Origin of the sequence: Streptomyces sp. NPDC050161, from assembly GCF_044460025.1 — a bacterium.
GTDB lineage: Bacteria > Actinomycetota > Actinomycetes > Streptomycetales > Streptomycetaceae > Streptomyces.
In genome coordinates this window covers 209,207-231,343 of record NZ_JBITJM010000008.1, presented here as the reverse complement: position 1 = coordinate 231,343, position 22,137 = coordinate 209,207, and the positions used below count along the sequence as shown (strand labels likewise).

Here is a 22,137-nt window from a genome sequence, read left to right as displayed (position 1 = left end):
CGGTGTCCTACACCGCCTGGGTGTATCTGGCGACGGGCCTTTCCTCGCTGATACTCGTCGTCGGCACGCTCGTCGCGCGCCGGCCGAAGCAGAAGATCCGGCTCGTCGACGCGCCGACCCACGACGTGGCGGAGATCGCGTTCCTCAACGGCGGTCCTGCACGGGTGGTGGACACCGCCGTCGCCGCCCTGCACGAGGACGGCAGGCTGGCGGTCGGCGGGCCCGGCGTGGTGACCGTACGCGAGGCGACGGCCAGGAACGCCGTCGAGGCGGCCGTGCTGGACGCGATCGCCACCACCCCCGGCGGCTCGCTGGTCGCGGTACGGGCACGGGCGATGGCGAGCCCCGCCGTCCAGGAGATCGGCGACCGGCTGGCGGACCGCGGGCTGCTGCGGCACCCGAAACGCGGCCGGGGCTGGCGGCTGTGGGCCCGGCTCCAGGCGTCCGCGTGCGTGGTGCTGCTCCTGGTCACCGTGGTGCTGACGCTGGCCGGCGACTTCGGGGACAACGATCACGGGATCCCCACCGTCGTCGTCATCATCCCCGCGGCGATCGTCGGGATTCTCATCGGCGCGCTCTGCGGGTCCTCGCCCCGGCGGCTCACCGCGCCCGGCGCCCTCGCCCTGCGCGCCGCGCGGGCCACCTACACCGCTCGGGCCATCAGCGGGGAGATGCTGCCCGCCGCGCTCCTGGTGGCGGTGGGCGGCGCGACCCTGCTCGGCGACGAGATGCTCCGCCAGCATCTGACGGATGCTCAGCTCGCGATGGCCACGACCGCACCCGGCGGCTCCACCGGGTCCTCATCGGGTGACGGCAGCTGGACTTCGCCGGGCGACGTGCCGGGCACCTCCTGGTGCGCCGGCTCCGACGGCGGTTCGGGATGCGGGGGTTCCAGCTCCGACGGCGGAGGCAGCCACTCCGGAGGCGGAAGCCATTCGTCCTGCGGAAGCCACTCCGGGGGCGGGAGCCACTCGTCGTGCGGAAGTCACTCGTCGTGCGGCGGCGGACTCTCGTGCGGCGGTGGCAGCAGCTCCAGCTGCGGTTCCAGCTGCGGCAGTTGAGCCACCACGGGGGCGCACACCCGCCCGCCGGCACGCACCCCGCCCCCTCGGGCGCGCCCCCTCCCCCACCAGCGACCCGGCCCGCCCGTCGGGAGGGTTTCCGCATACTGAGAAATAGCGTGGCGGCACGGGCGCCGTTCCCGTAGAACCACCGCCATGTGGCTCCTCTTCCTCGCGGTCGCCGTGGCCGCCGCCGTCATCTCCTGCGTCCGGGTGTGCCGTGCGGCGTCCGTCCCCCTGCCCGGTGACGCCGCGTCACACCCGCCCGGTCCCCGCGAGCCGGACGGGGCGACCCTGTACGAGACGGCGTTCCTGGCCGGCGGTCCCGACCGGGTCGCCGATGTCACGCTGGTGTCGATGGCCAGGCAGCGCCGGCTGCTGCTCGCCCACACCGGCTGGGCCACCGTCGTCGACCCGGTCGGCCGGGACGCCGTCGAGTGCGCCGTGCTCGCCGCCATCGGTCCCGGCGGGCAGCACCGGATACCGGCGGTGCGCGAGGGGCTCGCCAGGACCGCGACGCTCCGCTCCCTGGCGGACGGTCTGGTCGCCACGGGCCTCACCCCGTCGGCGACCGGCCGCAGCGGGGTCGACGCCGCGATCCGCCAGGTCCGTGCCGCCACCCTGCTGATCCTGCTGGCCGCCGCCGCTGCCGTGTGGTCGGGCCCGCAGGGCCTCGGCACCGGCCTGCTGCTCGCGTGGTTCGCGCTGCCCCTGGTCCTGACGACGGGCACCTGGGCGATGGCACGCGTCGAGGCCCGCCCCTCCGTGCGCTGGGCGACCACCGCGGGCGAACACCTGCTGCGCCGGGCCGCCGCGCGCGTCACACCCGACGGCGGCGGGCACCGCGCGGAGGGCCACGACCCCCTCACCGCGCTCGCCCTGCACGGCCCCCGCACCCTCGCCGACCCCACGCTGCGGGCCGCGCTCCACTCTTCCGGGGCATAGCGCCCGACACCGGTGCCCGGTGCTTTACTTCGGCAACCCCCACCCGAACTATCCCTTTTGTATGCACGCAGTGCGGCCGAACGAGGAGGGTCGCGCCGTGCCACACCCCATACGAAGGGACGGCTCGTGAGAGCACTCGCGTTGTACGGGACCATCGGGTCACTGGTTTTGAGCGCCCTCGCCACCGCACCCGCGGACGGCGCCACGGGGGCATCGGCCGCACCGCCCGCGCCCGTTGTGCACCCCATCTCCTTCGGCCGCTGCGCGCCCGTGGAACATCTGCCGTCGACCGTCGAATGCGGCACCCTCACCGTCCCCCTCGACTACGCGCGCCCCGAGGGCAAGAAGATCAAGCTCACGGTCAGCCGGATCCGCGCCACCGCGCCCAAGGAACGGCAGGGCGCGCTGATCTTCAACCCCGGCGGGCCCGGCGGCTCCAGCATGGAATTCCCGCTCTACGGGTCGCTGCCCGAGTGGCGCAGGACCGCCCGCGCCTACGACTTCGTCGGCTACGCGCCACGCGGCGTCGGTCGGTCGGCGCCCCTGTCCTGCCAGGACCCGGAGAAGTTCGCGAAGGCGCCGTCGGACAGCCAGGTGCATCCCACCGAGGCGTTCAAACGGCACAAGACCGCGCAGGCCAAGGCGTACGCGCAGGGCTGCGCCCGGCGTGCCGGTGCCGACCTGCCCTTCTACAACTCCGTGAACAACGCCCGCGACCTGGACATGCTGCGGGCCGGCCTCGGCGAGCGGAAGCTGACGTTCATGGGCGCGTCGTACGGCACCTACTTCGGGGCCGTCTACGCCACCCTCTTCCCCGGCCACGTCCGCCGGATGATCTTCGACAGCATCGTCGACCCCGACCCCCGGCAGATCTGGTACCGCAACAACCTCGACCAGAACGTCTCCTTCGAGGGCCGCTGGAACGACTGGCGCCGCTGGGTCGCCAAGCATCACGACGTCTACCGCCTCGGCACCTCGGCGCAGGCCGTCCAGCGCGCCTACGACACGGTGCTCCAGCAGGTCCGCAAGCATCCGGCGGGCGGCAAGGTCGGGCCCGCACAGTTGCAGGCGTCGTTCCTCAACGTCGGCTACAACGACGCCTATTGGCCGCTGCGCGCCAAGGCGCTCGCCGAGTACGTGCGGGGCAACCCGAAGCCGCTGACCACCCAGGCGGCAGCGCACCGGGAGGACGCGGCCGACGCGGAGAACAGCAACGCCGTGTACACCGCCGTCGAGTGCAACGACGCCGCCTGGCCGCGCGACCTGCGCACCTGGGACCGGGACAACACCGACGTCGCGCGGGTGGCACCGTTCGCGACCTGGGACAACGCCTGGATGAACCTGCCGTGCGCGTTCTGGCCCCGACCGGCGGACTCGGCGGCCGACGGCCTGACGGCGGCGGTCGGCAAGGCGGCGGACGGCCCGTCCAAGGGCACCCCGGCACCGGGCGGGGACGACATCGCCGAGGCCGCGCGCCAGGTGGCGGCCACCGAGGCGGACGGCGCGCTGCACCGCCGGCACGGCCCGGTCGACATCCGTACGGCGCCCGGCGCGCTGCCGCCGGTGCTGCTGCTGGCGGCCGAGCGGGACGGGGCGACGCCGTATCCGGGCGCGCTGGAGCTGCAACGCAGGCTGTCCGGCTCCTCGTTGGTCACCGAGCAGGGGTCCGGCACGCACGGCATCGCGCTCGGCGACAACGCCTGCGTGAACAAGTACACCGAGGCGTACCTGCTGGACGGGAAGATGCCCGCGCACCGGGTCTACTGCGGCCCGCGGGCCGAGCCGCGTCCCGACGCGCAGTCCGAGAGGTCCCTGCGGTCGCTGAAGCCGCACGTGGCGGTCCACCCGTAAGGGGACCGGCGCTCCGGACGCGGCTGCGGGCCGCCCTTCCCCGGGCGGCCCGCAGTGCTGTCCGGGTCAGGCCAGGCCGGCGACCAGCTCGGCGACCGGCTTGCGGCGGCCCGTGTAGAACGGGACCTCCTCGCGGACGTGGCGGCGCGCCTCGGAGCCGCGCAGGTGACGCATCAGGTCGACGATGCGGTACAGCTCGTCGGCCTCGAAGGCGAGGATCCACTCGTAGTCGCCGAGCGAGAACGACGGCACGGTGTTGGCGCGGACGTCCGGGAAGCCGCGCGCCATCTTGCCGTGGTCGGCGAGCATCTTGCGGCGGTCCTCGTCGGGGAGCAGGTACCAGTCGTAGGAGCGCACGAACGGGTAGACGCTCACGTAGTCGCGGGCCTTCTCGTCGGCGAGGAACGCCGGGATGTGCGACTTGTTGAACTCGGCGGGGCGGTGCAGCGCCATGTTCGACCACACCGGGTCGAGGGCGCGGCCGAGCCGGGTGCGGCGGAAGAGGTTGAACGCCTCCTGGAGCGCGTCGGAGCTCTCCGAGTGCCACCAGATCATGACGTCGGCGTCGGCGCGCAGGCCGGACACGTCGTAGGTGCCGCGCACCACGACGTCCTTGGCGGCGAGCTGCTCGAACAGCTCCTCCACCTCGTCGGCGAAGCCGCTGCGGTCCTCGGGGAGGATCTCGCGCAGCCGGAAGACCGACCACAGGGTGTAGCGGATGGTCTCGTTGAGGTCCTTCGCCTTCTTGCCGGCGTTCGGGGCCTTCTCCGGGCTGGTCTGTTCGGGGGCGGAAGCGTCAGTCATACCGACCATTCTCACTCGTCACCGGATGAACCCGGCGCCAGGGTGCCGAGTACCTCGTCGGCGGCCCTGTGAGCCGAGCCGACACAGGCCGGGATGCCCACGCCGTCGTAGACCGCGCCGCACACCCGCAGGGGCCCTGGCAGCGCGCCGACCGCCGCCCGGATCCGTGCGACCCGCTCCACATGGCCGACGGCGTACTGCGGCAGGCCACCGTCCCAGCGGGTGACGGTGGACGCCACCGGCCGTGCGGCGAGCCCCACCGCCTCGCCGAGGTCGCCGAGCGAGAGGTCCACCAGCTCGGCGTCCTCGCGCTTGAGGTCGGCGTCGTCACCGAACCGTCCGACGGAGGTGCGCAGCACGAAGAGTTCGGGGTCGGCGTCCGCGATCCAGCCCCACTTGTGGCTCGCGAACGTCGACGCCTTGATGCGGTGGCCGTCGACCGGCGGGACGAGGAAGCCGCTGCCCGCGGGCACCCGGTCCAGGTCGGCGCGGCGGAAGGCCATGGTGATCAGGGCCATCGACGCGTAGTCGACGGCGGCCAGTTCGGTGGCAGCGGCCGGGCAGTCCTGCCCGACGAGACGCGCGGCTTCGCCCGCGGGCGCGGCCATGACGACCGCGTCGGCCACCAGGGCACGGTCGCCGACCCGCACCTCCCAGCCGCGCTCGCCCCGCCACCACAGGTCCTGGACGCGGGTGTGGAGCAGGATCTCCCCGCCGGACGCGCGGACCGCGTCGGCGACGGCGCCCGGCAGCGTCCCGATGCCGCCGTCGATGCCCATGAAGACCGGGCCGCCTTGCTGCGCCGCGGCGGCGGTGCGGGCCTGGAGCGCGCGGACACCGTCGAGCAGGGACCGCTGGGAGCGGGCGGCGTCGAAGAGCTGGGGTACCGCGGCGCGCATCGAGATGCGGTAGGCGTCACCGGCGTAGACCCCGCCGAGCAGCGGTTCCACCAGCCGGTCGACGACCTCGCGGCCGAGCCTGGCGGCGACGTACGCGCCGACCGCGACGTCCTCGCCCGCTTCGGTGCGCTCCAGCGTCGCGTCCCGGCCGATGCGGTCGAGCCCTTCCGGGGAGAGCACCCCGGAGGCCGCCAGCGGGCCGAGGTCACCGGGGACGCCCATGACGTGCCCCTTGGGCATCGGGCGGAGCGCGCCGCGGGTCCACAGCGATGCCGACGCGGTGGTGGGCGGCTGGAGCCGGTCGCCGAGCCCCACCGCGCGGGCGAGCGCCACCGCTTCCGGCCGCCTGGCCAGCATCGATTCGGCCCCCAGGTCGACCGGGACGCCGGCGATCTCCCCGGCGCGCAGCTTGCCGCCGAGCCGGCCGGACGCCTCCAGGACGGTGACCTTGGCGCCGCCTTCGAGCAGGCGGTGCGCCGCGGCGAGTCCGGAGATGCCGCCTCCGATGACGATGACGTGACCGGTGCCGCCGGCCGCCCGGCCCGTCCTGGTGTGCGCTGCGCTCATGCCCCCACTCTCTCAGAGTCCTTACGGCGCCCCCGCCGGGGCCGCTCCGGAGCCCGCCACCAGCGTTCCCGTGGCGCCGTAGCACCGTGCAACGGGCAGTCCCCGCACGCCACTTGGCGCCCTTCCGCCCGGGGCGCCCGGCCCCCGGAAGGTGGCCGACGGCCCCGTTGACACCGGGCTGCACCGGGCAAAGACTCGGTGCGGGCGGCGGCGATCTTCGTGCCGTCCGCCCACGCCGGGCCGGGAGCGCGCACACCGCGCGCGGACAGCGAGGACGCCGCCTGATGACCGACCACCGCGTACGGGATGTCTACATCGTCGATGCCGTGCGGACCCCCGTCGGCAAGTACGGCGGGGCGCTGGCCGGGCTCCGGCCCGACGACCTCGCCGCGAAGGTGCTCAGGGCGCTGGTGGACCGCACCCCCGCGCTGGATCCGGCGCGGATCGACGACGTCTGTTTCGGCGACGCGAACGGCGCGGGCGAGGACAACCGCAATGTCGCGCGGATGGCCGTGCTGCTGGCCGGGCTGCCGGTCACGGTGCCGGGCGTGACCGTCAACCGGCTGTGCGGCTCGGGCCTGGAGGCGGTCGTCCAGATGGCCCGTGCCCTCGCGCTCGGCGACGCGCACCTCGCGGTGGCGGGCGGCGTCGAGTCGATGAGCCGCGCACCGTACGTCCTGCGCAAGCCCGAGAGCGCCTACCCCGCGGGCCATCAGGAGCTGTCCTCCACGACCCTGGGCTGGCGGATGGTCAATCCGCGGATGCGGCCCGAGTGGACGGTCTCGCTCGGCGAGGGCGCCGAACTGATCGCCGACCTGCACGGCATCACCCGCGAACAGCAGGACGTGTTCGCGCTGGCCAGCCACCAGAAGGCGGTGCGCGCCTGGCGGGACGGCGCCTACGACGCGGAGGTGGTGGCGCTGCCCGAGGTGGCGCTCGCCCGGGACGAGTCGATCCGCGAGGGCTCCTCACTGGAGTCGCTGTCCAAGCTGAAGCCGGTGTTCCGCACGGCGGGCGGCACGGTCACCGCGGGGAACTCCTCGCCCCTCAGCGACGGCGCCGCCGCCCTGCTGCTGGCCGACGAGGAGGGCCTGCGGGCCACCGGCCGGGAGCCGCTGGCCCGGATCCGGGCGAGCGCGGTGACGGGTGTGGAGCCGCAGCTGTTCGGGCTCGGCCCGGTGGAGGCGGTGCGGCGGGCGCTCGACCGGTCGGGGCGTGGCTTCGGCGAGGTGGCGGCGTTCGAGCTGAACGAGGCGTTCGCGGCGCAGGCGCTGGGCTGCATCGGGCAGTGGCCCGAGCTGGACCCTTCGGTGGTCAATCCGCGCGGCGGCGCCCTCGCGATCGGCCACCCGCTGGGCGCGTCCGGTGCCCGGCTGGCCGGCTCGGTCGCCCACCAACTCGCCGCGCTGGGCTCGGGAACGGGCCTGGCGGCGCTGTGCATCGGCGTGGGGCAGGGGCTGGCGCTGGTACTGGAACGGTAGGGGCGGCAGTCGTACCGGCGCGCGCTCCGCGCCGGCCGGCCGCGCACCGTAGCCTGGCGGTGCGGTCCCCACCCGGCGCCTGGGCCCGTCCCGGACGGTCGGCGGACACCGCGGAACAGGCGAACCCGGCGAAAGGGCACAGGACATGGCGGCTGCGGAGCGACTGGTGGTGGTCGGCGGTGACGCGGCCGGAATGGCAGCCGCCTCGCAGGCCAGGCGCCTGCGGGATCCCGGCGAACTGGCCATCACCGCCTTCGAGCGCGGCCATTTCACCTCGTACTCGGCCTGCGGCATCCCGTACTGGGTGGGCGGCGCGGTCGAAGGACCGGCCGGCCTGATCGCCCGTACACCGGAGGAGCACCGGGCCCGCGCCATCGACCTGCGGATGCGCACCGAGGTCACCGAACTCGACCTGGACCGCGGCCGGGTGCGCAGCCGCACGCTGGACGGCGGCGGCGAGTCCTGGACCGGCTTCGACAAACTGGTGCTCGCCACCGGCGCCAGACCGCTGCGCCCCGCCCTGCCCGGCATCGACGCGCGGGGCGTGCACGGCGTCCAGACCCTGGACGACGGCCGGGCGCTGCTGGACACGCTCACCTCCGCCACCGGCCGGCGCGCCGTGGTCGTCGGCGCCGGCTACATCGGCGTCGAGATGGCCGAGGCGCTGATCCGCCGCGGATACGAGGTGACGGTCCTGGACCGCGGCGAGCAGCCGATGTCCACGCTCGACCCCGACATGGGCGCGCTGGTGCACTCGGCGATGTGCGCGATGGGCATCGAGACGGTGCGCGGCGCGCACGTCACCGAGGTGCTGACGGACGCGGCGGGGCGGGCCCGCGCGGTGGCCACCGAGGACGCCGAGTACCCGGCGGACGTGGTCGTGCTGGGCATGGGCGTACGGCCCGAGACATCGCTGGCCGCCGCGGCGGGACTGCCGCTCGGCGACTCCGGCGGGCTGCTCACCGACCTGTCGATGCGGGTACGCGGCCAGGAGCACATCTGGGCGGGCGGCGACTGCGTCGAGGTCTGGGACCTGGTGTCGGGCCGCACCCGCCACATCGCGCTCGGCACCCACGCCAACAAGCACGGCCAGATCATCGGCGCCAACGTGGGCGGCGGCTATGCCACCTTCCCCGGTGTCGTGGGCACCGCCGTCAGCAAGGTCTGCGATCTGGAGATCGCCCGCACCGGCCTGCTGGAGCGCCAGGCGCAGGCGGCCGGGCTCCAGTTCGTCACCGCGACGATCGAGTCGACCGACAAGGCCGGCTACTACCCGGGCGCCCGCCCGATGCACGTGAAGATGCTCGCCGAGCGCCGCACGGGGCGGCTGCTCGGCGTGCAGATCGTCGGCCACGAGGGGGCGGGCAAGCGGGTGGACATCGCGGCCGTCGCGCTGACCGCCGGGATGACGGTGGAGCAGATGACCGCACTCGACCTCGGCTACGCGCCGCCGTTCTCGCCGGTCTGGGATCCGGTGCTGGTGGCGGCCCGGAAGGCCACGGCGGCGGTACGGGCCGCCGGGGCCTGACGGGTCAGCGCGCGGTCTGCGTGTGGACGTACTCGACGAGGCGGGTCAGCGCCTCCGGGTCGGTGGCGGGCAGCACGCCGTGTCCGAGGTTGAAGATGTGCCCCTCCAGGCCCGCCGCCGCGTCCAGGACCTCGCGGGCCTTGGCCTCGACCGCCTCGCGCGGCGCGAACAGCACGGCCGGGTCGATGTTGCCCTGGAGCGCCTTGCCGGGACCGACCCGGCGGGCCGCCTCGTCCATCGGCACCCGCCAGTCGACGCCGACGACGTCCGCGCCCGCCTCGCCCATCAGGCCGAGGAGTTCGCCGGTGCCGACGCCGAAGTGGATGCGCGGCACGCCGTGGTGCGCGACCGCGTCGAAGACCTTGGCGGACGCGGGCATGACCGAGCGGCGGTAGTCGGCGGGGGACAGCGCGCCGACCCAGGAGTCGAAGAGCTGGACGGCGCTCGCCCCGGCCTCGATCTGCACGGTGAGAAAGGCGGAGGTGATGACGGCGAGGCGGTCGAGCAGGTCGGCCCACAGCTGCGGGTCGCCGTACATGAGCGCCTTGGTGTGCTCGTGGTTGCGGGAAGGACCGCCCTCGACGAGGTAGCTGGCGAGCGTGAACGGCGCACCGGCGAAGCCGATGAGCGGCGTGGCGCCCAGTTCGCCGACGAGCGCCCGGACGGCCTCGGTGACGTACGCGACGTCGTCGGGCTCCAGCGGACGCAGCCGCTCCAGGTCGGCGCGGCTGCGGATCGGCTTCTCGACGACCGGTCCGACGCCGGGCTTGATGTCGAGGTCGATGCCGATGGCCTTGAGCGGGACGACGATGTCGCTGAAGTAGATGGCGGCGTCGACGCCGTGGCGGCGGACCGGCTGGAGGGTGATCTCGGTGACGAGATCGGGCCGCATGCAGGAGTCGAGCATCGCGGTGCCCTCGCGGAGCTTGCGGTACTCGGGCAGCGAGCGCCCGGCCTGGCGCATGAACCACACGGGCGTGTGCGGCACCGCCTCGCGCCTGCACGCCTTGAGGAAAGCCGAGTCGTACGTACCGGTCTGCTGCTGGCCCGCGGGGCTGTGGTTGGCGCTCACGCCCCAAATCTTCGCATGCAGGGAACGACACCTCCGAATGGGCGACGCGCGCACCGGGTGTCCTCCCCATATGCGGGCCCGGTTCCGCCTAACCTTCCGGGCATGGCTGCGGCTCACGAACACCTCGCGGACAGCGCGGACGAGACCCCGATCCCCTTCCGTCAGGCGGTCGAGTCGCTCCGCGCGGCACGACTGCGGCCCGAGATCGAGATCGACCCGACACCCGCACCGAAACGGCTCGCCCCGTTCGCGTACGCGCTGGAGGCTGCGGTCGTCGAACGGGGCTCGGGTGCCGACGGGGAGGACACCGACCTGGCGGACGGCAGACTGGTGCTGCTGTACAACCCGGCAGGCCAGGAGGCATGGGCCGGCGCCTTCCGGGTGGTGACCCTGGCGCGCGCCGAACTGGAGCCGGAGATGGGCACCGATCCGCTGCTGCCCGAGGTCTCCTGGTCGTGGCTGACGGGTGCGCTCGACGCCCGCGCGGTGCGGTACGGCGAGCCCAGCGGCACGGTGACGCGGGCCGGTTCGCACTACTTCGGCGGGCTCGCGGCACGTGAACCCGCCACCCAGATCGAGATCCGCGCCTCCTGGACGCCGGCGGAGGGGCCCGGCGGTGTGCCGGATCTGGCGGCGCACCTGGCGGCGTGGTGCGACCTGCTGTGCCAGGTCGCCGGGCTGCCGCCGGTCCCGCTGGACGCGGCGCCGCGCGGCGGGGTGGTCCCGCTGCCGCAGCGCCGCGGCCCGCAGCCGCGCTGAGTACCGACGGACCACGAGGGCGTCGCACCGAACCGGTGCGACGCCCTTTCGTCATGCGTACGCCTCTGATCATGTCGGTGCTCACGTATGATCGATCACGCATCCGATTTGCCCGAATTGCACCCAACTAAATCGTGATCAAAGTCTAAAGTCCCGCCGTATTGCTGCCGAAGAGGTCAGTGACCCTTCCATCACGGAACATTCCGGCTCGCCCCTCTGTAGCCGGATTTCTTCCCCCCTCGCCACTCCCCCAGGAGGCCCGGTGTCTGTTCTCCTCGAGCAACCTTCGAGCCTGGTCGCCTACCGCCCGAACAAGCCGACGGCCATGGTCGTCGTGGCCGACCCTCGCGTCCGCTCCACCGTCACCCGCCATCTGTGGGCGCTCGGCGTGCGTGACGTGATCGAGGCGTCGTCCATCGCGGAGGCCCGTCCCCGCGTCGGTAACCCGCGCGACATCTGCGTTGCCGACGTCCATCTTCCCGACGGCTCCGGCCTGACCCTGCTGTCCGAGACCCGGGCCGCCGGCTGGCCCAACGGCCTGGCGCTGTCGGCTGCCGACGACATCGGCGCGGTACGCAACGCACTCGCCGGCGGCGTCAAGGGCTACGTCGTCACCGGCACCCGCACCAACCTCGGACTGCCGGGGCGTCCCGGCGCCGCGCCCATCGGCGCCCATGCCGCCCGCATGCAGCGCCGTCCACCTGGTGCCCCGGGGCACCCCGGCGGCTACCGCGAACTGTCGGGCCGCGAGGTCGAGGTGCTGCGGCTGGTGGCGGAGGGCCAGTCCAACAAGGCCATCGGCGTCTCGATGGGCCTGTCCGCGCTGACCGTCAAGAGCCACCTCGCCCGCATCGCCCGCAAGCTCGGCACCGGCGACCGGGCGGGAATGGTGGCCGTCGCCCTGCGCACCGGCATCATCCACTGACCCGTCACACGACCGCATCGCCCGTCGAGGGAACGTTCCCTCGACGGGCGATGCGCATACACAGATACCCTTGACTGGTGACCGACGCCCAAAAGACCGCAGCAGACACGACACTGCGAGCAGCCGGAGACTCGCCTCCGGATTCCCGACCGGCGCCGGAACCCCTGTTGGAGCCCCGCGAGGGCATCCCTCCGGTGACCGAGACCGACGAAGCGCTCGCCGAGGTCGTCGCCGCCTTCGCGGCCGGCCGCGGCCCCGTGGCCGTGGACGCCGAACGCGCCTCCGGCTACCGCTACGGCCAGCGCGCCTACCTCGTCCAACTGCGCCGCGAAGGCGCCGGCAGCGTACTGATCGACCCGGTCGGCTGTCCCGACCTCTCGGCCCTGGGCGAGGCCATCGCCGACGCCGAATGGGTCCTGCACGCCGCCACCCAGGACCTGCCCTGTCTGCGCGACATAGGGATGGTCCCGGCCCGGCTGTTCGACACCGAGCTGGCCGGACGGCTGGCCGGTTTCGCCCGGGTCGGCCTGGGCGCGATGGTCGAGAACGTCCTCGGATACGCGCTGGAGAAGGGGCACTCGGCCGTCGACTGGTCCACCCGCCCGCTGCCCGACCCCTGGCTCCGCTACGCCGCGCTCGATGTCGAGCTGCTGGTGGACCTGCGGGACGCCCTGGAGGATGAGCTGGCGGAACAGGGGAAGCTGGAGTGGGCCAGGCAGGAGTTCGCGGCCATCGCCGCGGCGCCGCCCGCGCCGCCCCGCAAGGACCCCTGGCGCCGCACCTCCGGCATGCACAAGGTGCGCAGACGCCGCCAGATGGCCGTCGTACGGGAACTGTGGACAGCGCGCGACCAGGTCGCCCAGAAGCGCGACGTGTCGCCGGGCAAGGTGCTCGGCGACGGCGCGATCGTGGAGGCGGCGCTCAATCTGCCGCCGAACACGCACGCGCTGGCCGCGCTGCCCGGCTTCGGGCACCGCATGGGCCGCCGTCAGCTGGAGCAGTGGCAGGCCGCCGTCGACCGCGCCAGGGCACTGCCCGACAGCGAACTGCCGCAGCCGGGAGCGCCGCTCAACGGCCCGCCGCCGCCCCGCTCCTGGGCCGACAAGGACCCGGTGGCCGCGGCCCGGCTCTCGGCGGCCCGTACCGCCGTGACCGCGCTGGCCGATTCGCTGAATCTCCCTCAGGAGAACCTCATCACGCCCGACACGGTGCGCCGGCTGTGCTGGGAGCCGCCCGCCGAGCCCACCGAGGAGGCGGTCGCCGCCGTCCTCGCGGGCCACGGCGCCCGCGCCTGGCAGATCGAGCAGGTCGCGCCGGTCCTCACGGCGGCGCTGGAGGCGAACAGCGGCTGACACGCGACAGCACCCCGGCGGTCCCCTCACGGGGCGCCGGGGTGCGTGCGTGGGGCGTCCTCAGCCCTTGCCGACGTGAGTCCTTGTCGACGTGCTCAGTCCTTGTCGACGTGCTCGCGCAGGATCTTGCGGTTCGTGGCGTCGACGTCGAAGGTCGTCTTGTTCCAGTCGGACGTCGTCACGACGTCCACCGACCACTTGGGCGTGCCGTTGTCCGTGTCGTCCAGCTCGACGGAGCTGACGGTGCCCTTGGTCTTGCCGGTCGCCGTCTGCGCGGCCTGCTGCACCGTGACGGTGGCCTTGCGCAGTTGATCGGCCAGCTGGGTCTTGTCGTCCTTGTCCTGGTCCTTCTTGACGCTCGGCTTGTCCGCCTTCCCGGAGGCCGCGTCGACGCGGACGGTGTGGACGGTCCCGTCGGCGGTGGCCACCTCCGTGTCCCAGGTGGGCCGGCCGCCGTCGTTGCCGTCGAGTTCGACGGCCACCGCCTTGGACTTCGGTACGGCGGCGAGCGCGGTGTCCAGCGCCTTGTCGTAGCCGACCTTGGCCTTCGGGATCAGGGCCTTGCGCTGGGCCTGGTCCTCGGTGAACGAACCGCCCGGCGATCCGCTCGGTGAACCGCTGGGCGAACCGCTCGGTGTGGCGGCTGCCGGATCGGCCGCCCCGGAAGCCGCCCCGGAAGCCGCCGCCGGGCTGCCGGGACCGCTCTTCACGTTGCCCGCGCCCTTGTCCGTCCCGCTTCCGCAGCCCGCGAGCAGCGCGCCCGCGGCGGCGACGGCACACACCAGGCCGATCGCACGGGGCCCCGTCGAATGCATACTGCGTGTGACCACGCTCTTGCTCTTCGTGTCCATATGGGCACTTTAAGCGGGCCGGGGGCGGATCACACCTCCACCCGGACGGCATCCGCCGGGTGTGACGTTCACCGCTCCGGGCGAGGGGGCTGTGCAGCTTGGTTACCCGTAAGTAGCATGAGGGGTGTGACGCGTCCCCCGGGGCGCCCCGCAGCAGTGCCATCCCGCACCTGGAGGAGAGCCAACGTGCCTCGTACCGCTAGGGACGTCGTCTTCGTCGACGGCGTCCGCACCCCGTTCGGCAAGGCGGGCCCGAAGGGCATTTATCACGAGACCCGCGCCGACGACATGGTCGTCAAGTGCATCCGGGAGCTGCTGCGCCGCAACCCGGATCTCGATCCGGCCAGGATCGACGAGGTCGCTCTCGCGGCGACCACCCAGATCGGCGACCAGGGCCTGACCCTGGGCCGTACGGCCGGCATCCTGGCGGGCCTGCCGCAGTCCGTGCCCGGCTTCTCGATCGACCGCATGTGCGCCGGCGCGATGACCGCCGTGACGAGCATCGCGGGCGGCGTCTCCTTCGGCGCGTACGACATCGCGGTGGCCGGCGGCGTCGAGCACATGGGCCGCCACCCCATGGGTGAGGGTGTCGACCCCAACCCGCGCTTCGTGTCGGAGAAGCTGGTCGACCAGTCCGCCCTGTTCATGGGCATGACGGCGGAGAACCTGCACGACCGGCTGCCGCACCTGACCAAGCAGCGCGCCGACGAGTACGCGGTGCGCAGCCAGGAGAAGGCCGCGAAGGCGTACGCCAACGGGCAGATCCAGGCCGACCTGGTGCCGATCTCCGTGCGGCGTACCAACGCGGAGGCCGGGGAGACCGGTTGGGGCCTGGCCACCGCCGACGAGCCGATGCGTCCGGGTACGACCCTGGAGAACCTCGCCGGGCTCAAGACCCCGTTCCGTCCGCACGGCCGGGTGACCGCGGGCAACGCCGCCGGGCTCAACGACGGCGCGACCGCCTCGCTGATCGCCGCCGAGGACGTGGCGCGCGAGCTGGAACTGCCGGTCAAGATGCGCCTGGTGGACTTCGCGTTCGCCGGTGTGGAGCCCGAGGTCATGGGCATCGGCCCGGTCCCGGCGACCGAAAAGGCGCTGGCCAAGGCCGGTCTGACGATCGATGACATCGGCCTGTTCGAGATCAACGAAGCCTTCGCGGTGCAGGTGCTCTCGCTGCTGGACCACTACGGCATCGCGGACGACGACCCGCGCGTCAACCAGTACGGCGGCGCCATCGCGTTCGGCCACCCGCTCGCCTCGTCCGGCGTGCGCCTGATGACGCAGCTGGCCCGGCAGTTCGAGGAGCAGCCGCAGGTCCGCTACGGCATCACCACCATGTGCGTGGGCTTCGGCATGGGCGGAACGGTCATCTGGGAGAACCCGCACTTCGAGGGGAACAAGTGAGTACTACCGCTGAGCTGTTGAAGGGTGCGGCAGAGCTGTTCCCCGACGAGGTCGTGACTGCGGCGCACGTGCGCCACATCGATCTGCCCCTGGGCGCGGGGAAGTTCGCGCTCATCACGCTGGACAACGGCCTGGACCACACCAAGCCGACCACCTTCGGGCCCCAGTCGCTGGCGAACCTCAACACCGCCGTCGACCAGGTGGAGAAGGAGGCCGCGGCCGGCGACATCGTCGGTGCCGGCGTCACCGGCAAGCCGTTCATCTTCGCGGTCGGCGCCGACCTCAAGGGCGTCGAGCTGCTGAAGCGGCACGAGGACGCGCTGGCCATCGGCAAGGGCGGCCACGAGGTCTTCAAGCGTCTTTCGGGCCTGGCCGTGCCGACCTTCGCGTACTACAACGGCGCGGCGATGGGCGGTGGCGTCGAGGTCGGGCTGCACTGCACCTACCGCACCGTCTCCAAGGCGCTGCCGGCGTTCTCGCTGCCCGAGGTCTTCCTCGGTCTCGTCCCCGGGTGGGGCGGCTGTGTGCTGCTGCCGAACCTCATCGGTGCGGACCGCGCGGTCTCCGTCGTCATCGAGAACTCGCTCAACCAGAACAAGCAGCTCAAGGGCGAGCAGGTCTTCGAACTCGGGATCGCGGACGCGCTCTTCGAGGGCGCGGACTTCCTGGAGCAGTCGCTGATCTGGACCGCTTCGGTGCTGAAGGGCGACACCGAGGTCGTACGGGCCGAGATCGACCGCGGTGCGGCCTGGGACGAGGCCGTGGCGCGCGGCAAGGCCATCGCCGACGGCAAGGTGCACGGCGCGGCCCCCGCCGCCTACCGTGCGCTGGAGATCATCGCCGCCGCCAAGAACGGCGACCGCCAGCAGGGCTTCGACGCCGAGGACCAGGCTCTCGCCGACCTGATCATGGGTGGCGAACTCCGGTCCGGCATCTACGCGTTCAACCTCGTGCAGAAGCGCGCCAAGCGTCCGGCCGGTGCGCCGGACAAGAAGCTGGCCCGCCCGGTCACCAAGGTGGGTGTGGTCGGCGCCGGTCTGATGGCCTCGCAGCTGGCGCTGCTCTTCGCCCGTCGCCTGGAGGTGCCGGTCGTCCTCACCGACATCGACCAGGCCCGGGTCGACAAGGGCGTCGATTACGTCCACGGCGAGATCGACAAGCTGCTGCTCAAGGGCCGGGTCAACCAGGACAAGGCGAACCGCCTCAAGGGCCTGGTCTCCGGTGACCTCGACAAGGCGGCGGCGTTCGGTGACGCGGACTTCGTCATCGAGGCCGTCTTCGAGGAGATGGGTGTCAAGCAGAAGGTGTTCGCCGAGGTCGAGGCGGTCGTGCCGGAGCACGCCATCCTCGCCACCAACACCTCATCGCTGTCGGTCACCGAGATGGCGTCGAAGCTGAAGAACCCCGAGCGGGTCGTGGGCTTCCACTTCTTCAACCCGGTCGCGATCCTGCCGCTCCTGGAGATCGTGCGGGCGGAGCGGACCGACGACGCGTCGCTGGCCACCGCCTTCTCCGTCGCCAAGTCGCTGAAGAAGACCGCCGTGTTGGTGAAGGACGCCCCGGCGTTCGTCGTCAACCGCATCCTGACCCGCTTCATGGGCGAGATCCAGAACGTCATCGACGAGGGCACCCCGATCGCCGTCGCCGAGAAGGCCGTCGAGCCGCTCGGTCTGCCGATGTCGCCGCTGGTGCTGCTGGAGCTGGTCGGCCCGGCGATCGGTCTGCACGTCTCGGAGACGCTGAACGGCGCCTTCCCCGACCGCTTCAAGGTCTCGCCGAACCTCGCCGCCGTGGTCAAGGCCGGCAAGCGCGGCTTCTACGTGTACGACTCCGGCAAGCCGGAGCTGGACCCGGAGGTCGTCGCGCTCCTGGAGCAGGGCGACGCCGTCCTGACCGAGGAGCAGGTGCGTGACCGCGTCCTGGACGCCGTCGCGCAGGAGATCGGCCTGATGCTGGACGAGGGTGTCGTCGCCGAGGCGCAGGACATCGACCTGTGCCTGATCACCGGCGCCGGCTGGCCCTTCCACCTGGGCGGCATCACGCCGTACCTGGACCGCGAGGGTGTCTCCGAGCGGGTGACGGGCAAGAAGTTCCTGGCTCCGGGTGTGGCGAGCGTGCCCGCGTAGGCGAGCGGCTCCTGAGGTACAGCGCGCGGACCGGCTCTTCGGAGCCGGTCCGCGGTGCGTGTGGGGTGTTCCTGCGGGCGGGGCTTCCTCTCCCCTCCCCCGTGGCACGCTGGGGCCATGGATTCCTTGGTGATCGTCGATGCCGCGAATGTCGTCGGTTCGGTACCGGACGGCTGGTGGCGGGACCGGCGTGGCGCGGCGGAGCGGCTGCGGGACGCGCTGGCCGGCTACGCGTCGGGCGGGGTGCCGGGTTTCGTCGAGCCGCCCTTGGAGATCGTGCTGGTGGTGGAGGGCGCGGCGCGGGCGGTGGTGTCGGTCGACGGGGTGCGGGTGGAGTCCGCGGCGGGCAGCGGGGACGACCGGATGGTGGAGCTGGTGGCCGATGAGGGTGCGGGGCGGGACTGTCTGGTGGTGACCGCGGACCGGGAGCTGCGGGCCCGCGTCGAGGCGCTGGGCGCCCGGGTGGCGGGCCCCCGCGCGGTCCGCGGCGCACGGGGCGGGAGCGCGTAGGGACGTCCCGTGGTGCCACCGCTGCGGGCCGCGACGGCGGCGTTCACCCCTTGCCGGTGGCCTTGTTGCGCAGGCCCAGCCGGCTGTGTCCGCGCCCGTACACGAAGTAGACGACGAAGCCGATCGCCATCCACACGGCGAATCGCAGCCAGGTCTCGGCGGGCAGGTTGAGCATCAGCCACAGCGAGGCGAGCACGGACAGGGTGGGGACCAGCGGGACGAGCGGGGTGCGGAAGGCCCGCGGCAGGTCCGGGCGGGAGCGGCGGAGCAGGACGACGCCGATGGCGACCACGACGAAGGCGAACAGCGTGCCGATGTTGACCAGTTCGGCGAGTTCGTCGATCGAGGTGAATCCGGCGACGACGGCGACGACGACGCCCAGCAGGACGGTCGACCGGTAGGGCGTGCCGAAGCGCGGGTGCACGCGGGAGAAGAACTGCGGCAGCAGTCCGTCGCGGCTCATCGCGAAGAACACCCGGCTCTGGCCGAGCAGCAGGATCATGCAGACCGAGGTGAGGCCGACGGCGGCGCCGAAGCTGATGACACCGGCGTAGAAGGGGTGGCCGACGGATTTGAAGGCGTCGGCGAGGGGGGCGTCGGTCGACAGTTGGCTGTACTTCTGCATGCCGGTGACGACGATGGAAACCGCGACGTAGAGGACGGTGCAGATGGCGAGCGAGCCGAGGATGCCGCGCGGCACGTCGCGCTGCGGACTGCGGGTCTCCTCGGCGGCGGTGGCGACGATGTCGAAACCGATGAAGGCGAAGAAGACGACGGCAGCCGCGGCGAAGACGCCCATCACGCCGAAGTCGGACGGGGTGAAGCCGAAGAGCAGCTGGGAGAGCGGGGCTGCGTAGCCTCCGGCGCCCTCGGTGGGCCGGCTGGGCGGCAGGAACGGCCGGTAGTTGGCGCCGCTGACGAGGAAGGAGCCGGCGATGACGACGAGCAGCACGATGGTCACCTTGATGCCGACGATCACCGAGGTCACCCGCGAGGAGAGCTTCATGCCGAGGACGAGGACGGCGGTCAGGACCAGGACGAGGACGCAGGCGAGCAGGTCGAATCCGAAGGCGTCTTCGTGGGTGCCGGAGAGCCCGGCGGGCAGGTGCCAGCCCGCGGTGTCGAGCAGCGACCGCAGGTAGCCCGACCAGCCGACGGCGACCACCGCGCAGCCCAGCGCCAGTTCGAGGATGAGATCCCAGCCGATGATCCAGGCGGGCAGCTCGCCGAGCGAGGCATAGGAGAAGGTGTAGGCGGAGCCGGCGACCGGCACCGTGGAGGCGAACTCCGCGTAGCACAGGGCCGCCAGCGCGCAGACCACGCCGGCCAGGACGAAGGACACGGCGACGGCGGGGCCCGCCTGTTCCTTGGCGATCTTGCCGGTGAGAACGAAGATGCCGGTGCCGATGACGACACCGACGCCGAAGACGGTCAGATCGAGCGCCGACAGGGATTTCTTGAGCGCGTGTTCCGGCTCTTCGGTGTCCTGAATGGACTGTTCGACCGTTTTCGTGCGGAACATGCCGCGGTCGCGGCGTGCGTCGTTGCCTGTGCCCTGCTGTCTGCTCATGGGCGAACCTCCGCCTGGACGACCGTCGACACTCTCCTGAACTGACCGAGTCTCCGAAATGCTGAGCGGCCGTCAGGGGCGGCGGGCCTCCGGGCAGCGGGGATTCACCCGATGGAATGCGTCGGCGGACATGCCGGTGGGCCGACCGAAGCACCCGAACGGGTGTCCGGCCGGCCCATGGGCTGCGGCTATGAGGTCAGTCGCCGGAGACCTCGGCCGGGCGCGGGGCGCCCGCGGTCTCCTCCGCCGTGCCGGCGTCCTCGTAACGGCCGTCGATCCTGGCGACGAGGCCGGTGACCTGGCGGGCGATGTCCGGCGCGGTGAGCCCGATCTCGGCCATGACCTCCTTGCGCGAGGCGTGGTCGAGGAAGCGCTCGGGGATGCCGAAGTCACGCAGCGGGATGTCCACCCCGGCGTCCCGCAGTGCCTGCGCGACGGCCGAGCCGACGCCGCCGGTACGGATGTTGTCCTCGACGGTGACGACGACGCGGTGCTTGGCGGCGAGGCCGGGCAGCGCGGCGTCGACCGGCTTGACCCAGCGCGGGTCGACCACGGTCGTCGAGATGCCCTGCTTGTCGAGGAGACCGGCGATCTCCAGGCACATGGGGGCCAGCGCGCCCACCGACACCAGCAGGACGTCGGGGCGCTTGACCGAGGCGGCGGGCTCGCGCAGCACGTCCATGCCGCCGACCCGTCCGACCGCATCGACGGCCGGGCCGACCGCGCCCTTGGAGTACCGCACGACGGTCGGGGCGTCGTCCACCTCGACGGCTTCGCGCAGCTGGGCGCGGACCTGGTCGGCGTCGCGCGGCGCGGCGATCCGCAGACCGGGGACGACCTGGAGGAGCGACATGTCCCACATGCCGTTGTGCGAGGCGCCGTCGGTGCCGGTGACACCGGAGCGGTCCAGGACGAAGGTGACCCCGCACTTGTGCAGGGCGACGTCCATCAGGACCTGGTCGAAGGCGCGGTTGAGGAACGTCGCGTACAGCGCGAAGACGGGGTGCAGCCCGCCGGTGGCCAGACCGGCGGCGGAGACCGCGCCGTGCTGCTCGGCGATGCCGACGTCGTAGACCCGGTCGGGGAACGCCTTGGCGAACTTCTGGAGGCCGACCGGCTGGAGCATCGCGGCGGTGATCGCCACGATGTCCCCGCGCTCGTGGCCGAGCTTGACCATTTCCTCGCCGAAGACGGAGGTCCAGTCGGCGCCGGACGCGGCGACCGGGAGGCCGGTGTCGGGGTGGATGACGCCGATGCCGTGGAAACGGTCCGCCTCGTCCTGCTCGGCGGGCTTGTAGCCGCGGCCCTTCTCCGTGAGGCAGTGCACGATGACGGGGCCGCCGAAGCGCTTGGCGCGCTGGAGGGCGGACTCCAGGGCCTCCAGGTCGTGGCCGTCGATCGGGCCGACGTACTTCAGGCCGAGGTCCTCGAACATGCCCTGCGGCGCGATGAAGTCCTTCAGGCCCTTCTTGGCGCCGTGCAGCGTCTCGTAGAGCGGCTTGCCGAGCACCGGGGTGCGCTCCAGCAGGTCCTTGCCGCGGGCCAGGAAGCGCTCGTAGCCGTCGGTGGTGCGCAGGGTGGCGAGGTGGTCGGCGAGGCCGCCGATGGTGGGCGCGTAGGAGCGCTCGTTGTCGTTGACGACGATGACGAGCGGGCGGTCCTTGGCCACGGCGATGTTGTTCAGCGCCTCCCAGGCCATACCGCCGGTCAGCGCGCCGTCACCGATCACCGCGACGACGTGGTCGTCCTTGCCGCGCACCTGGTTCGCCTTGGCCAGGCCGTCGGCCCAGCCAAGCACCGTCGACGCATGGCTGTTCTCGATGACGTCGTGCTCGGACTCGGCCCGCGAGGGATAGCCGGACAGACCGCCCTTGGTACGCAGTCCCGCGAAGTCCTGGCGCCCGGTGAGCAGCTTGTGGACGTAGGACTGGTGGCCGGTGTCGAAGAGGACCCGGTCCTTCGGGGAATCGAAGACGCGGTGCAGGGCGATGGTCAGCTCGACCACACCCAGGTTCGGCCCGAGATGTCCACCGGTCTTGGAGACCGCGTCGACGAGGAAGCCGCGGACCTCACCCGCGAGCTGTACGAGCTGTTCCGGGGTGAGCCGGTCCAGGTCGCGTGGCCCTTCGATACGGGTCAGCAACTCCCGCCCGTCTCCAGCGACCGACCCGGCCTGGCGCGCTTCGCGCGGCACCTTCTGCACTGTGCCTCCTTGCTGTCGAGCTTCGAACTGGTCGAGGTTGCCGATCAGCCGAGTCTAATGTTCCGTCGGCTACGGCGGTCCCCGGGCCTTGCGATGTATGTCACTCGGGTGATCGGCCGGATCCGGCCGCCCCCCGCACGCGGACCGGCCCCCACCGGAACGTGCCTGGTGGGGGCCGGGACGGGGACGACCACCCGCGCTCTACGTGCGCCGGATGCGCGGCGACGGA

The 22,137-nt window shown here is 72.5% G+C and carries 17 protein-coding genes; 11 read left to right on the top strand and 6 right to left on the bottom strand.

Annotated features, from left to right (window positions below; translation table 11 throughout):
• Nucleotides 1-2 precede the first annotated feature (2 nt).
• The 3 genes from ACIBK8_RS16610 (at nucleotide 3) to ACIBK8_RS16600 (ending at nucleotide 3,857) form a co-directional block, all read left to right on the top strand.
• The gene (locus ACIBK8_RS16610; protein ID WP_399042535.1) at nucleotides 3-1,061 is read left to right on the top strand and encodes a TIGR04222 domain-containing membrane protein; all 1,059 of its coding nucleotides are present in this window, start codon (nucleotides 3-5) and stop codon (nucleotides 1,059-1,061) included.
• 156 nt (nucleotides 1,062-1,217) lie between these two features.
• On the top strand, nucleotides 1,218-2,006 hold the full coding sequence (locus ACIBK8_RS16605; protein WP_399042534.1) for a TIGR04222 domain-containing membrane protein: 789 nt from the start codon (nucleotides 1,218-1,220) through the stop codon (nucleotides 2,004-2,006).
• 126 nt (nucleotides 2,007-2,132) lie between these two features.
• Nucleotides 2,133-3,857, top strand: coding sequence for an alpha/beta hydrolase (locus ACIBK8_RS16600; RefSeq protein ID WP_399042533.1), 1,725 nt, complete (start codon nucleotides 2,133-2,135; stop codon nucleotides 3,855-3,857).
• Between the two features lie 66 nt (nucleotides 3,858-3,923).
• Here ACIBK8_RS16600 and hemQ read toward each other — a convergent pair whose 3' ends face one another.
• Together hemQ and hemG are read right to left on the bottom strand one after the other, a co-directional pair.
• Nucleotides 3,924-4,661 (bottom strand): hydrogen peroxide-dependent heme synthase, encoded by a 738-nt coding sequence (hemQ, locus tag ACIBK8_RS16595; protein WP_393687328.1) that lies wholly within the window; start codon nucleotides 4,659-4,661, stop codon nucleotides 3,924-3,926.
• Between the two features lie 11 nt (nucleotides 4,662-4,672).
• Nucleotides 4,673-6,127, bottom strand: a complete 1,455-nt coding sequence (gene hemG / locus ACIBK8_RS16590) for a protoporphyrinogen oxidase (protein WP_399042532.1) — start codon at nucleotides 6,125-6,127, stop codon at nucleotides 4,673-4,675.
• 284 nt (nucleotides 6,128-6,411) lie between these two features.
• Between hemG and ACIBK8_RS16585 the strand changes: the two genes are divergently transcribed.
• Together ACIBK8_RS16585 and ACIBK8_RS16580 are read left to right on the top strand one after the other, a co-directional pair.
• Nucleotides 6,412-7,608, top strand: coding sequence for a thiolase family protein (locus ACIBK8_RS16585; protein ID WP_399042531.1), 1,197 nt, complete (start codon nucleotides 6,412-6,414; stop codon nucleotides 7,606-7,608).
• 145 nt (nucleotides 7,609-7,753) lie between these two features.
• On the top strand, nucleotides 7,754-9,136 hold the full coding sequence (locus ACIBK8_RS16580) for an FAD-dependent oxidoreductase (RefSeq protein ID WP_399042530.1): 1,383 nt from the start codon (nucleotides 7,754-7,756) through the stop codon (nucleotides 9,134-9,136).
• A 4-nt stretch (nucleotides 9,137-9,140) separates the two neighbouring features.
• Here ACIBK8_RS16580 and hemE read toward each other — a convergent pair whose 3' ends face one another.
• On the bottom strand, nucleotides 9,141-10,208 hold the full coding sequence (hemE, locus tag ACIBK8_RS16575; RefSeq protein WP_399042529.1) for a uroporphyrinogen decarboxylase: 1,068 nt from the start codon (nucleotides 10,206-10,208) through the stop codon (nucleotides 9,141-9,143).
• A 102-nt stretch (nucleotides 10,209-10,310) separates the two neighbouring features.
• Between hemE and ACIBK8_RS16570 the strand changes: the two genes are divergently transcribed.
• From ACIBK8_RS16570 to ACIBK8_RS16560, 3 genes are all read left to right on the top strand, one after another.
• Nucleotides 10,311-10,967, top strand: a complete 657-nt coding sequence (locus ACIBK8_RS16570; protein WP_399042528.1) for a DUF3000 domain-containing protein — start codon at nucleotides 10,311-10,313, stop codon at nucleotides 10,965-10,967.
• A 262-nt stretch (nucleotides 10,968-11,229) separates the two neighbouring features.
• Nucleotides 11,230-11,892, top strand: coding sequence for a response regulator transcription factor (locus tag ACIBK8_RS16565; RefSeq protein WP_030279967.1), 663 nt, complete (start codon nucleotides 11,230-11,232; stop codon nucleotides 11,890-11,892).
• Nucleotides 11,893-11,969: 77 nt separating this feature from the next.
• Nucleotides 11,970-13,244 carry a ribonuclease D gene (locus ACIBK8_RS16560; protein ID WP_399042527.1) on the top strand — a complete coding sequence of 425 codons (1,275 nt, stop codon included), beginning with the start codon at nucleotides 11,970-11,972 and terminating at the stop codon, nucleotides 13,242-13,244.
• A gap of 95 nt (nucleotides 13,245-13,339) precedes the next feature.
• On the opposite strand, the gene ACIBK8_RS16555 is transcribed toward ACIBK8_RS16560, so the two are convergent.
• Complete coding sequence (locus tag ACIBK8_RS16555; RefSeq protein ID WP_399042526.1) at nucleotides 13,340-14,095, bottom strand: PepSY domain-containing protein; 756 nt, start codon at nucleotides 14,093-14,095, stop codon at nucleotides 13,340-13,342.
• Nucleotides 14,096-14,281: 186 nt separating this feature from the next.
• Here ACIBK8_RS16555 and ACIBK8_RS16550 point away from each other — a divergent pair, with 186 nt between their 5' ends.
• The 3 genes from ACIBK8_RS16550 to ACIBK8_RS16540 all read left to right on the top strand — a co-directional run bounded on the left by ACIBK8_RS16550 (nucleotide 14,282) and on the right by ACIBK8_RS16540 (nucleotide 18,135).
• Nucleotides 14,282-15,499 carry a thiolase family protein gene (locus tag ACIBK8_RS16550; RefSeq protein WP_399042525.1) on the top strand — a complete coding sequence of 406 codons (1,218 nt, stop codon included), beginning with the start codon at nucleotides 14,282-14,284 and terminating at the stop codon, nucleotides 15,497-15,499.
• Nucleotides 15,496-17,625 (top strand): 3-hydroxyacyl-CoA dehydrogenase NAD-binding domain-containing protein, encoded by a 2,130-nt coding sequence (locus tag ACIBK8_RS16545; RefSeq protein ID WP_399042524.1) that lies wholly within the window; start codon nucleotides 15,496-15,498, stop codon nucleotides 17,623-17,625. Before ACIBK8_RS16550 ends, ACIBK8_RS16545 begins: the two co-directional genes overlap by 4 nt.
• Nucleotides 17,626-17,742: 117 nt before the next feature.
• A complete protein-coding gene (locus tag ACIBK8_RS16540) occupies nucleotides 17,743-18,135 on the top strand; it encodes an NTP pyrophosphohydrolase (RefSeq protein ID WP_399042523.1) in 393 nt (130 codons plus the stop codon).
• 43 nt (nucleotides 18,136-18,178) lie between these two features.
• On the opposite strand, the gene ACIBK8_RS16535 is transcribed toward ACIBK8_RS16540, so the two are convergent.
• Together ACIBK8_RS16535 and dxs are read right to left on the bottom strand one after the other, a co-directional pair.
• On the bottom strand, nucleotides 18,179-19,705 hold the full coding sequence (locus ACIBK8_RS16535; protein ID WP_399042522.1) for an amino acid permease: 1,527 nt from the start codon (nucleotides 19,703-19,705) through the stop codon (nucleotides 18,179-18,181).
• Nucleotides 19,706-19,901: 196 nt separating this feature from the next.
• Nucleotides 19,902-21,908, bottom strand: a complete 2,007-nt coding sequence (gene dxs, locus ACIBK8_RS16530; protein WP_399042520.1) for a 1-deoxy-D-xylulose-5-phosphate synthase — start codon at nucleotides 21,906-21,908, stop codon at nucleotides 19,902-19,904.
• Nucleotides 21,909-22,137: the final 229 nt, after the last annotated feature.